The 12130-nt window shown below is 34.3% G+C and carries 11 protein-coding genes; 7 read left to right on the top strand and 4 right to left on the bottom strand.

The annotated features are described in order from the left end of the window. The first annotated feature begins 77 nt into the window (after nucleotides 1-77). On the top strand, nucleotides 78-1367 hold the full coding sequence (locus tag V4P56_RS01990; protein ID WP_455482416.1) for an MFS transporter: 1290 nt from the start codon (nucleotides 78-80) through the stop codon (nucleotides 1365-1367). On the opposite strand, the gene V4P56_RS01985 is transcribed toward V4P56_RS01990, so the two are convergent. Both V4P56_RS01985 and V4P56_RS01980 read right to left on the bottom strand, forming a co-directional pair. Beyond that, entirely contained in the window at nucleotides 1364-1627 is a 264-nt protein-coding gene (locus V4P56_RS01985; protein ID WP_455482415.1) for a hypothetical protein, read from the bottom strand. The two genes, V4P56_RS01990 and V4P56_RS01985, sit on opposite strands and share 4 nt — an antisense overlap. Nucleotides 1628-1790: 163 nt before the next feature. Beyond that, on the bottom strand, nucleotides 1791-2237 hold the full coding sequence (locus V4P56_RS01980) for a DNA polymerase III subunit chi (protein WP_455482414.1): 447 nt from the start codon (nucleotides 2235-2237) through the stop codon (nucleotides 1791-1793). 406 nt (nucleotides 2238-2643) lie between these two features. Between V4P56_RS01980 and lptF the strand changes: the two genes are divergently transcribed. The 6 genes from lptF (at nucleotide 2644) to rsmA (ending at nucleotide 10183) form a co-directional block, all read left to right on the top strand. Beyond that, nucleotides 2644-3834, top strand: coding sequence for an LPS export ABC transporter permease LptF (gene lptF / locus V4P56_RS01975; protein WP_455482413.1), 1191 nt, complete (start codon nucleotides 2644-2646; stop codon nucleotides 3832-3834). Then, nucleotides 3831-4922 (top strand): LPS export ABC transporter permease LptG, encoded by a 1092-nt coding sequence (gene lptG, locus V4P56_RS01970; protein WP_455482412.1) that lies wholly within the window; start codon nucleotides 3831-3833, stop codon nucleotides 4920-4922. Before lptF ends, lptG begins: the two co-directional genes overlap by 4 nt. Next, nucleotides 4923-7277, top strand: coding sequence for an LPS-assembly protein LptD (locus V4P56_RS01965; RefSeq protein ID WP_455482411.1), 2355 nt, complete (start codon nucleotides 4923-4925; stop codon nucleotides 7275-7277). A gap of 115 nt (nucleotides 7278-7392) precedes the next feature. Beyond that, a complete protein-coding gene (locus V4P56_RS01960; protein WP_455482410.1) occupies nucleotides 7393-8349 on the top strand; it encodes a SurA N-terminal domain-containing protein in 957 nt (318 codons plus the stop codon). Continuing rightward, a complete protein-coding gene (gene pdxA / locus V4P56_RS01955; RefSeq protein ID WP_455482409.1) occupies nucleotides 8349-9362 on the top strand; it encodes a 4-hydroxythreonine-4-phosphate dehydrogenase PdxA in 1014 nt (337 codons plus the stop codon). Before V4P56_RS01960 ends, pdxA begins: the two co-directional genes overlap by 1 nt. Further along, entirely contained in the window at nucleotides 9353-10183 is an 831-nt protein-coding gene (gene rsmA / locus V4P56_RS01950) for a 16S rRNA (adenine(1518)-N(6)/adenine(1519)-N(6))-dimethyltransferase RsmA (RefSeq protein WP_455482408.1), read from the top strand. Before pdxA ends, rsmA begins: the two co-directional genes overlap by 10 nt. Before the next feature lie 49 nt (nucleotides 10184-10232). Here rsmA and gmk read toward each other — a convergent pair whose 3' ends face one another. Both gmk and mltG read right to left on the bottom strand, forming a co-directional pair. Further along, on the bottom strand, nucleotides 10233-10898 hold the full coding sequence (gmk, locus tag V4P56_RS01945; protein WP_455482407.1) for a guanylate kinase: 666 nt from the start codon (nucleotides 10896-10898) through the stop codon (nucleotides 10233-10235). 94 nt (nucleotides 10899-10992) lie between these two features. Next, nucleotides 10993-12102, bottom strand: coding sequence for an endolytic transglycosylase MltG (mltG, locus tag V4P56_RS01940; protein WP_455482636.1), 1110 nt, complete (start codon nucleotides 12100-12102; stop codon nucleotides 10993-10995). Nucleotides 12103-12130 lie beyond the last annotated feature (28 nt).

Raw genomic sequence — 12130 nt, 5'->3', positions numbered from 1 at the left:
CTGGTCTGAAATTTTTATAACTATAAGATTCAGCTTCATAATTTAATTTGTTATATACTGAAAGGGACATCCTATCTATGTCTATAAGCTCAGAAAAACAAAATGTAAGTAGAAAACATTCAACAAGAAGAATTTTATTTGCAAGCCTTATTGGTCCAACAATTGAATTCTTCGATTTTTATGTTTTTGGAACTGCCGCAGCTCTTATATTTCCCTATATATTCTTTCCAACTCAAAACAATGAACTTGCCATTTTGCAGTCTTTCCTTATCTTTGGAGCAGCCTTTTTTGCACGCCCACTTGGATCGATTATTTTTGGACATTTTGGCGATAAAATTGGACGAAAAGCAACACTTATTGCATCTCTTCTCACAATGGGTATATCAACAGTGCTTATTGGTATCCTTCCTACCTATGAAACAGCCGGTTGGTGGGCGCCATTTTTTTTAACGATATGTCGTATTGGTCAAGGAATGGGATTAGGAGGTGAATGGGGAGGAGCTGTTCTACTCGCAACAGAAAATGCACCACCAGAAAAGCGCGGTTGGTATGCGATGTTTCCTCAGTTAGGTGTACCAATCGGCCTATTTTTATCCATTATGGTTTATTTAGGTCTGCTAAACTTCTTTGATAATGATGAACTTTTAGCATGGGGATGGCGTATTCCTTTTATTGCCTCAATTGCTTTTATGATTGTGGGATTATGGGTTCGTCTCTCAATCAGTGAAACAATTGAATTCAAAAAAAACCTTGAGCGTAAAGAGCATGTCAAAATACCTATAGTAGATGTCTTTTTGAAATGTCCACGAATCTTATTTCTTGGGACATTTGCTGGCATGACAACATTTGTCTTATTTTATCTGGTTACAACATATTTGTTAAGCTATACAACAAACCACTTAAAATTATCAATGAATCAGGCTCTTCAAGTAGAGATAGTCGGTGCTATTTTCTGTGGAATTTTTACTATCTTAACCGGAAAACTTGCAGATCTCATTAAACGCAGAACTTTAATGATTGCGATTACAATAATTACTGGCATCTATTCTTTAGCAGTTCCCTATTTCCTAAATTCCGGAATTGTAGGAATCTTCTTGATGTCTGTAATTGGCTTATCAATTATGGGAATGATATACAGTCCACTTGGTGCTGTTTTGGCTTCACCATATCCAACAGCAATTCGATACACTGGCTCTTCCATAACTTTTAACTTAGCTGGTATCGTAGGTGCATCTCTTTCACCTTATATTTCAGAATATCTGGTTCAACATTTTGATTTTTCTTATATCGGTTATTATTTACTTCTTTCTTCCTTTATTTCACTGATTTGCTTCATTGGATTTACAGATGATGAAATATCTAATTAGAATATTGTGAAGAAAAATAAAATGAATACTGGTGGTAAAAATGCCACCAGTTTTATTTTCAAAGGTATTGGCTGAGGTACCCTAAACCATAATATTCCAGCAAATAGTGCGCTCAGAAAAAAGAATAAAATATCTGCTATATTGCTAATATAAGCGATAGAAAATATTTGTGACAAGATATGCGTTGTACCTAACCATGAAACACAAAAAAAAGCTAATATTACAGCCCATAAAATAATTAAAATCCGATCAACAATCATTATCATTCCATTTTATTTAAATTTTTTAACTGTAAAATATATTTTATTGCTTACAGAAAAAAATCATAACAACAACCCAACGCTCCAAATACTTTCGCAATAAAAAATGCTAAACCATTATTCATATAAATCATACAAATCAAAATGAGAGACGCTACGTGTATTAAATCTGTTTTTCCCAGCAGCGATCTTCAGTTTGCTTCCAATAAGTTAAATTATGATTTTCCATTTTATATTTTTTCCACTGCACACGAACAAGATCTAACTGCTCATTATTTTGACCATCAAATATTACTACAAGCCGTTGATAAGAATTTATATTGGAGCAAACTGCCCCCTCTGTGAGAAAACGTATTTTTGAATCATTTGGATTTTCCTGACCTGTTGTAAGAAATACAGGCTGAAAATTGGGATATTGATCACTCTCAGTTCCATGCCCAATGAATGCTTCATCAGCATAAACCCACAAATGGGTATCTATGGCATCGCATCGTTCTTTATTTACACATTGTATTGTTACCTTACCAAAACGTGTCAGTGCACGTTCTACAAGCGTTGGCAAAACATCTTCTAATGTTGATTTTATTAAATGATAAAAAAGAATATCCACTCTCTTATCCCTTATCACTCTCTATAAAAAACAATATCTTTTTAGAGAAGTCCTTATATGCTTAGCAAAAAAGGAAATGGTTTAAGATATAATGATTTCTCTTTTTCCAGTTGTGTATACCATTTTTTATTTCATGTGTATTAAAAGGTAGAAAAAGAAAAAGGATAAATCATCATTTTAGGCTAATAAAAAGGTCTATCTAACCTATTTTATAGCTTTTTTGTACACCATGCTTGAAAATGCAATACAATGATGGCAAAATAAATTAAAATCTTCTAAATTTATTTGGTAAAAATACGCATATGTATAACATAAAGGTAATTTTTAAATTTTTATTATATTTCTTAACCTGAAGTGCTGTAGAATGTCTGATTTCTAGTTAAGGATTGGAGATATCACCCAATCTATGCGTATTATTGAGTTATATATCCTAAAGCGTGTCTTTATTCTATTTAATGCTGTAATGGCTGCAGTAGTCGGTGTTATTTGGACAGTGCAGATTCTTTCAAAAATTAACTTTCTTACAACCAGTGGACAAACACTCTTAGCAGTTTTATACTTCTCACTATCATTGGTTCCTTCTGTTATTTTTCTTGTCATCCCATTTGCATTAGTAATTGCGATTACAGCCACCCTTTCAACAATGAATCAAGACTCAGAGCTTGCTGTCATTAGTGTTTCTGGTTTTCCTAAATACACTATTTGGAAACCAATTCTTTTCCTTGCTATTATTGCATCATGTGTATCTTTTTTTATAGCCAATTTTGTTGTTCCTCAAACACGTTTTAATATGCGACAAATGCTAGCAAATGCCCAATCTGATCTCATTAATCTTTTTATTCATGAAGGAAACTTCCAAAAACTAGCAGATAACCTTTACATAGAAATTGGCGAACGAAATCCAGATGGAACTCTTGGACGTCTTTTTATTGCTGATCAGCGCGATCCCAAAATTGATCTTTTTTATTATGCTACAAAAGCATCCATTGTTAGCAATAAAAACGGTAGTTTTTTAATTCTCAATAATGGTGAAATAGAAAGAGTCAGCCATCAAAATGACGGTGTTTCGATTATTCAATTTAGCTCATACACCTTTAACTTAGGTGAATTTATCCCCAATGACAAAATACCCACTTTCTATCCTAAAGATAGGCCTCTTTCTTATTTACTAAATCCTAGCCCAAAAGATCCCTACTATCAGCACAAACCACTCCAATATAAGGCTGAGCTTCACCGCAGATTTACAGAATGGCTCTATCCAATTGTTTTTTCATTAATTGCAATAGCAGTAGCTGGGAATATGCGCTCATATCGACAAGCACAGATATCTGGAAATTTTTCTGCGATTGCTTTTTCTTTGCTCGTTTATTGGATAGGACATTTTTTTGCTGAAAAAGCAAAAAATAACCTTGCATACGTTCCTCTGCTCTATATTACCCCTATAGGAATAAGTATGCTAATTTTTTTCATTCTTTTTACAGACCATAAAATTAGTATCTTCACAAAATTGAATGAAGTTGTTCAAATACTTTTTCAAAGAATGATGGACAAATTTAAATATAAAAAATCTCAATATCCTTCGGATGATGTATCATGATTGGATGGACACTTGGATGGTATTTTTTTATACGTTATCTAAGGATAACCTTTTATTTTTTACTAGGAATTTTTTTTCTCGTCCTTTTAATTGATTTTACGGAAAACTCTAGCCGACTAACTAATCTTCCCCATTATACGGTAAAAGATGCACTTCTTATCTCACTTCTCCGCATCCCTTTTATCATGCAACAAATTATCCCCTTTATTGCATTATTTTCTGCAATGATAATGCTAACCTCATTTAATCGAAAATTTGAGCTTGTTATAACTCGTTCAATTGGTATTTCTGCATGGCAATTTCTCATGCCTGCTTGTTTTGGAGCTTTTCTTTTCGGATTATTCTCAATTCTTCTCATTAACCCACTTGCTGCATGGGGATCTTCCCAAGCAGAAAAGATAATGGCTCAATGGCATAGTAATAATGCAAGAAAATCTCTCAATAACATGCGCATCCCATGGTTAACACAACACACAAATTTAGGTAGAACAACCATTGGTGCTAGATTAATCACAGATCAAGGACTCTCTCTTATCGATGCAACTTTTGTACAATATAATGATAATGCAACAATCAAGAATTGGATTAATACCCAAAAAGCAACATTAACAAACGGTGTTTGGTTATTAAAAAATGGAGTAATCTATAAAATAGGACATCCTCCTGAAAAATTTTCTGAATTTCAGATAAAAACTAATCTAAAACCCGAATTTTTAACTGAATATTTAGCAGATCCCACAACTATCCCATTTTATCAATTACCAAAAAAAATTATGATTGCGCGCTCATTTGGCTATTCTGCTAATAACTTTGAAATGTATTTACACTCATTGATTTCATTACCAGCATTGCTGGTATCAATGACTCTCATTGCAGCAACTGTATCTTTAAACTTTACACGCTTTGGACAATCTAGAATATTGATTTTTGGTGGTGTAGTTGCTGGATTTACACTTTATGTAATTTCCACCCTCGTTCAATCTTTTGGGAATGCTGGATACATTCCACCAATCATTGCTGCTTGGATACCAGTTGTTATTGCATTGTTTTTAGGAATCTCCTTTTTACTTTATAAAGAGGATGGTTAAATGAAACCGTTAACAAGTAAAAGAATAATTTTAACAAAAATAGAAACTCTAATTTTAAAGAGTGTTATTGGCTTTATCTTAGGTATATTTTTATCCTATTCTGCATTCACAAAAAGCCTCACTTCCCTTGCTCAAAATCACATTTCAAATCCAGCACATCCTCTGTTTTTATCTGCAGATGAACTTATCTACAATCATGATGCAAATACTATTTCTGCACAAGGGAATGTCCAAATCGAATATGATGGCAATAAAGTTATCGCCCAAGAAATTACTTACCATAAAAAAACAGAACGTATTATCGCACAAGGGAATGTTGTAATTATTCAAAAAAACGGTAATAAAATCTATTCTAATAAGATCGATATGACCAAAGATTTTGGGGAAGGTTTTATAAGTGCCTTATACATTGACACAGCGAATAATGTCCATTTTACAGCAGAAAATGCTATACGCAGCAGCAACCAAATCACAATCTTCAATCATGCGACCTACACAGCATGCGATCCTTGTTCTTACAAATCAGACCCAAAAATTCTGTGGAAAATAAAAGCAAGAAAAATCATATGGAATAGCACTATCAAAACAATTCGATTTGAAAATAGCCATTTTGAAATTTTTGGTATACCGATTGTACAACTTTCAGCTTTTGAACTCTATGATCCAACTGTAAAGCGTGCTAATGGTTTTCTTACACCTAATTTTTTTTATGATGATTATCTCGGTATAGGTATAAAAAATTCCTATTTTTGGAATCTCACACCTTATTACGATTTTACACTTTCTGCTACTGCCTATACCCAACAAGGGCTTTTAACTGAAGGTGAATGGCGCCAACGTTTAAAAAAAGGTAATTATAACATTCGCTTTGCTCATATATACCAAATCAGATCTCATAACTTTGATAATAATACGATTAATGCACAGCATGTAAATCGTTATATGTTAGCAACAAAAGGTGATTTTCACATTAATTCACGCTGGTCTTATGGATGGGATATCTTCACACAGTCTGACCATAATTTTAGCTATACGTATAAACTTGAAAACTACAGCAATCCTATACAAATCTCCAAGATTTATTTAAATGGCCTTGCAGGTAAAAATCAATTTAATATGCATTTTTACCATTTCAATGTTCAAAATTTAATGTTGAACAATACCTATCATAAACATCACTCTCAGCAAGCGTGGGTTCTACCCCGCATCGATTATTCTTTCACCCCAGATGAATCAGTTTATACTGGTATGATTACCTTTCATAGCAATATGCGATCAATTTATCGTCGTCATGCTGACTTCAGTTTTATCAATTGGAATAGCCATCCAATTAACGCAGCTCAGCTTTCCAGTATCACTAGAAATAGTTTTCGTTTAACAAATGAACTAGAATGGAAAAAACGCTTCAATACACATAATGGACTCATATTAACCCCTATCCTCGCTTTGCGTACTGATGTTATTACAACAAATGCACACAAAATCCATTCAACTCATATAACAAATAGCTCCTCACCAACTACCCATAGCGCAATTATCCGTGGCATAGCAACTGTAGGTTTAGAATTAAGATATCCCTTCCTCATTGTATCCGGCAGCTCTACACACATTGTAGAACCAACAGCACAAATTTTTATACGCAATAATGAGCAATATATCAGACAAATTCCTAATGAAGATGCAAAAAATTTTGTCTTTGACGCAACCACTCTATTTCAACGTGATAAATTCTCTGGTTCTGATCGTGTAGAAGGTGGAACAAGAACCAATATAGGTATGAGATATTCTGGAAATCTTAATGATGATTGGTCTCTTTATGGTCTTGTTGGACAATCTTTTCATCTTGCAGGAAAAAATTCTTTTGCAGAAAAAGATTTTTTCAATGTAAGTGCTCATTCTAGCCTTGAAGCAGCACGATCAGACTATGTTGCAATGCTTAATATAAATCATCAAAATGGTTTTTCTCTAGCATCTCGTGGGCGTTTTGATAAAAAAACAGGGAAAGTCCACCATAGCGAAATTGAAGCATCACAAAAATGGAAAAATTTTTCAGTGGCTGTTCAATATGTATATATCCCACGCCAACTACACTACGAATACACACAAGATTATCAAGAAATCTTTTTTCAAACTGGTATTAAATTGGCCAATTATTGGTATATTAGCAGCAATATCGGTTATGATTTAACATCAAGTACATTCATAAAGCAAGGAATCGGCTTAAAATATGCAAACGAGTGTTTTAGCTTAACATTCGGCTATCAACAAACAACTTATCCAGAGAAAAAAACGCCTTCGCAAAATTTTAACTTTTCTCTTTCATTACGCACGATTACAGATATTGGAAAAAAATGAAATCAAATTTATGAAAACAATATATAAGTGCTTTAACTTACCATTGTTTTTATACAAAAAAACAGATATTTTAAGCAATTAGTGAAATTGATAAACAATGCGAAGGCTTACTTACATGAATAAACTTAAAAAGCGTGCTCTTGCTTTATTTTGTATTACTACTTTAAGCGTAAGCGACCTAGGAATAAGTGAATTTTTTATTATGCCAGTCTTCGCACAGACTGAAATTGTTGTCACAGTCAACGGTAGTCCTATTACAAATTATGATATTCAAAGACGTATTGCTTTTCTCAAATTACAACAGAAGCAAGGAAATCTCTCTGCACAAGCTAAAAATGAACTTATAGATGAAGTGCTTAAAAATATTGAAGTAAAACGCCGTGATATTGGAGTCAGTGATGATGAAATTGATAGAGCTTTTGAGAACTTTGCAACGCAAAATCATATGACCATTGATCAGCTTAATCAAATTCTGATTCAAAATGACATCACAGTACAACACTTTAAGGATTACATTCGTGGACAAATAGGATGGGGGCGCCTTGTTAATGCACGCTATCAAGCTGAAACTGGCATAATTAGTGAACAAGAAGCCGTGCGTAGAATATTAAAAAATGGTGGTGTAAAACCCTCAACTAACGAATATACATTACAACAAATTATTTTTGTTATTCCTGAATATCGCCGCTCAGAAATTCTTAGAAAACGCCAGAAGGAAGCAAATAATTTTCGCACAAATTTCCAAGGATGTGTTAACACTCAAAAACAGGCAAAAGGTATTTTAGATGTGACCGTTCGAAATTTAGGAAAGTTTTTAGAACCTCAGCTTCCTAAAGGATGGGAACAAGCTATCCATGCTACACCTGCTGGAAAAATGACTCAAATACGAGAAACATCAAATGGTATTGAAGCACTTGCTGTCTGTAAAATAAAAAGAGTTTCTGATGATCGTGTTGCCCAACTCATATTTTCTATTCAAGATAATAAGCAAAAAAGCCCGCAAGAACTTGAAAACTTAAGTGAAAAATACTTAAAAGAATTGCGACGGGCAGCTTATATTCAGAATTCATAATGGCTGTCCTAGTTGTTAGTGGGGGTGATCCTGCCGGAATCGGGCCTGAAATAGCTATAAAAGCGTGGAGTTTACGTACTATACGTCAAATTCCACCTTTTGCTCTTTTAGCTGATCCAAATGTTATTCGTTCACGTGCCAATTTTTTACAAATCGATGTTGAAATAGAATCTGTCTTTACAGACAATCTCGTGAAAAATTTCCAAATAGCTCTTCCTGTAATACCATTAAAAAATCGACAAAGCGATCAATTAGGAATATCTTTGCCAAACAATGTTGCAGGAATAATTGAATCAATTGAACGTGGTGTTCAATTGATTCAAAGTGGACATGCGTGTGCACTCATCACTTGCCCTATTGCAAAAAAAAGTCTTTATGATTCTGGGTTTAAATTTCCAGGCCATACGGAATTTCTGGCACATCTAGCTCATCAAACCTCTAACAAATGCTATCATCCAGTTATGATGTTATCCGGACCTCGATTGAAAACAGTACCCATTACCGTCCATATTCCATTTAATGAAGTTCCTTCACACCTTACCCGCCATTTAATTATTCAAACTGCACTCATTATTGAAAATGACTTAAAAACACGATTTAGAATAATTTCACCCCGATTAGCTGTTGCTGGTCTTAATCCTCATGCTGGAGAAGAAGGTACAATAGGAAAAGAAGATATTAAAATTATTGCTCCTGCTATTGAATATCTTAAAAATAAAGGATTAAATATTGTAGGTCCGCTTCCTTCCGATACAATGTTCCATGAACGTGCAAGAAAAACATATGATGTTGCCCTTTGTATGTATCATGATCAAGCCCTTATTCCTGTTAAGACATTGGACTTTGATACTACTATTAATATCACTTTAGGGCTACCTTTCATTCGCACTTCTCCAGATCATGGAACTGCTTTTGATATTGCTGATAAAGGGATAGCCTCTCCTGAAAGCTTTATTGCTGCCCTTAGATTTGCAAATCAACTTGCAGAAAATAGTTTGATACCATGCCAATAGATAATCTACCTCCTCTTCGTGAGATAATTGATATATATGGATTACAAGCTCATAAATCTTTAGGGCAAAACTTTCTTTTTGATCTTAATTTAACATCTAAAATTGCCCATCAAGCAGGAAATATATTAGGAAAACCTGTTATCGAGGTTGGTCCAGGTCCTGGAGGTCTTACACGCGCCTTACTTGCAAAAGGCGCCACTGTAACAGCGATAGAGCGTGATGAACGCTTTTTACCGGCTCTGTTAGATATAGAAAAGCACTACCCGCAAAAACTAAAGCTTATTTGCAATGATGCACTAAAGCAAGATTTCTCAAAACTCTTTGAAACATCGCCAGAAAAACCACGTATTATTGCAAATCTTCCCTATAATATCGGAACACAACTTTTATTAAATTGGCTTTTAGCTGAACCATGGCCTCCTTTTTATGAATCAATAACATTGATGTTTCAACGTGAAGTAGCAAAACGTATTATTGCTACACCTCAATCTCCCCATTATGGACGTCTTAGTGTATTAGCCGGCTGGCGTACCACTGCCAAAATCACTTTTGATATACCTCCTCAAGCCTTCATACCAGCACCAAAAATAACTTCTTCCGTTGTTCACATTGTTCCACGTGCACAACCTCTCTCCTGCTCTGCACAAAAATTAAGCTTTGTTACAAAAATTGCATTTGGACAAAGACGAAAGATGCTTCGCCAAAATCTCAAAATTATTGGAGGTGAAATGCTCTTAAAAAAAGCTGAGATTGACGGAACTCGCCGAGCTGAAACACTATCAATTTCTGAATTTGTAACTTTAGCTAATTTAGTGATTTAAAAAGCCCAATTCTTTATTAATTTTTCAATTTTTTTAATGATTAAGAAAATTAATCTCTCTTTTCAGAAAGAAGACCATCAATGAAAGATTCAAGATAAGAACATCGCTCACGTTTCATTGTTTCTGCTAGATAAATCGATTTAACAAGCAAAAATGACTGATTTAAATCTTCATTAATCACAACATAATCGTAAGAATGCCAATGCTGTATCTCTATTTGTGCATTCTTCAATCGCAAATTGATAATCTCCTGGCTATCTTCTGCTCGACGATGTAAACGAGAGGTAAGCTCTTTCATTGATGGTGGAAGAATAAAAACAGATACAGTATCCCCCGGCATCTTTTTTTGTAGCTGCTCAGTGCCTTGATAATCAATATCAAATAATACATCTTGACCAGCATTCAATGCACTCTCAACACTTTTACGTAAAGTCCCGTAGTAATTTCCATGAACTTCTGCCCATTCAATAAACTCATCATTATCACGCTTACATTCAAACTCTTGCCTTGAAATAAAATGATAATGCAAGCCATCCACCTCGCTAGAACGTCTTTGTCGTGTCGTCACACTTACAGAAAGCTCTAACTGCCCATCTTTTAAAAGCAATCGACAAAGAGTTGATTTACCAGCTCCAGAAGGTGAAGAGAGAATAAATAAAAAACCTCGACGTTGACTCACTTTTTTAATACTCACTTCATTCTCAAAGAATGTCATAATATCACTTTACTTCTTTCTAAATATCACTTTACTTCTTTCTAAAGCTTAATACTAGAAATTCGATAATAAACTTCTTACATTCTTAAGAAATTTAATGTGTCTTCTTGAATGCGCGCCATTTTCGAACATTCATATTATGTTCATCCAAAGTTCTGGAAAAAACATGTCCTCCTGAACCATCTGCTACGAAATAGAGTACATCACTGCTTGGTGAATGTGCCACTGCTTTCAAAGATTCTCGACCTGGATTCGCGATAGCTGTTGGTGGCAAACCATTAATTTTATAAGTATTATACGGTGTTTCTTTCTCAAGATCTGAACGGTAAATTGCACGACCTGAAGGCTTTCCTTTTCCACCAAAGAGACCATAAATTACCGTTGGATCAGATTGAAGACGCATACGTTTAGCAAGACGATTATAAAATACTGCAGCAACCTGTGGCTTCTCTGCTGCAATTTTTGTTTCTTTTTCAACAATTGATGCCAATATAACAAATTCATCAATGGATTTAATTGGTAAATCAGGCGAACGAGTAGCCCATATTGCATTAATTAACTTTGACTGTCCTTCACTCAGTCTTTTTATAATTTCTTTGCGTGTTGTACCCCGAATAAAATGAACAGTATCGGTCATCAAACTACCCTCAGGAGGTAAAATTTCCGGAAGATCTCCAATCAGAATTTCATTAGCGGCTAATCGATCGAAAACTTGTTGAACTGTTAAACCTTCAGGCACTGTAAATGTATATTCAATAGATTTTCCTTTCACAAGAATATCCATTATATTCTGCATCGAAGCATGTGCTGGAATTAAATATTCGCCAGCTTTAAGACGTGTTGTTTTGTTATGATAACCAACCCCGTAAACAAAAATATCAGCTGATCGAATAAGACCACGCTTTTCAAGTAATGAAGCGATTTCACGAATTCCAATTCCTGGATAAATAAGAATAACTTGCTCCTCTTCAGCTATCCCCTTCCCTTCAAAAATATTTTTTCCAATATAAAGAGGAACACCGACAGTAAAAATAATAACTAAAATTAGCATCAAAAAAAAATGACCGAGAATGACTAGCGGATTACGTACGATATACGACTTCTTTTGCTTTTTATGCACTGACATACAATTACTATTTACCAAATGATTCAAAGAAGAATCATCTCCATCCTTTAGCTGTCTTTCGTTGTTTACATCGGATATAACCATAAACCTCAATAATTTTTAAATA

The organism is Bartonella sp. B35(2025), assembly GCF_053794465.1.
This window is presented reverse-complemented; position numbering and strand designations above follow the sequence as displayed.

Excerpts from the sequence above, each read along its gene's own strand:
- V4P56_RS01990 (WP_455482416.1), top strand. The coding sequence starts at position 78 with ATGTCTATAAGCTCAGAAAAACAAAATGTAAGTAGAAAACATTCAACA.
- V4P56_RS01985 (WP_455482415.1), bottom strand. The coding sequence starts at position 1,627 with ATGATTGTTGATCGGATTTTAATTATTTTATGGGCTGTAATATTAGCT.
- lptF (WP_455482413.1), top strand. The coding sequence starts at position 2,644 with ATGCGTATTATTGAGTTATATATCCTAAAGCGTGTCTTTATTCTATTT.
- lptG (WP_455482412.1), top strand. The coding sequence starts at position 3,831 with ATGATTGGATGGACACTTGGATGGTATTTTTTTATACGTTATCTAAGG.
- V4P56_RS01965 (WP_455482411.1), top strand. The coding sequence starts at position 4,923 with ATGAAACCGTTAACAAGTAAAAGAATAATTTTAACAAAAATAGAAACT.
- V4P56_RS01960 (WP_455482410.1), top strand. The coding sequence starts at position 7,393 with ATGAATAAACTTAAAAAGCGTGCTCTTGCTTTATTTTGTATTACTACT.
- pdxA (WP_455482409.1), top strand. The coding sequence starts at position 8,349 with ATGGCTGTCCTAGTTGTTAGTGGGGGTGATCCTGCCGGAATCGGGCCT.
- rsmA (WP_455482408.1), top strand. The coding sequence starts at position 9,353 with ATGCCAATAGATAATCTACCTCCTCTTCGTGAGATAATTGATATATAT.
- gmk (WP_455482407.1), bottom strand. The coding sequence starts at position 10,898 with ATGACATTCTTTGAGAATGAAGTGAGTATTAAAAAAGTGAGTCAACGT.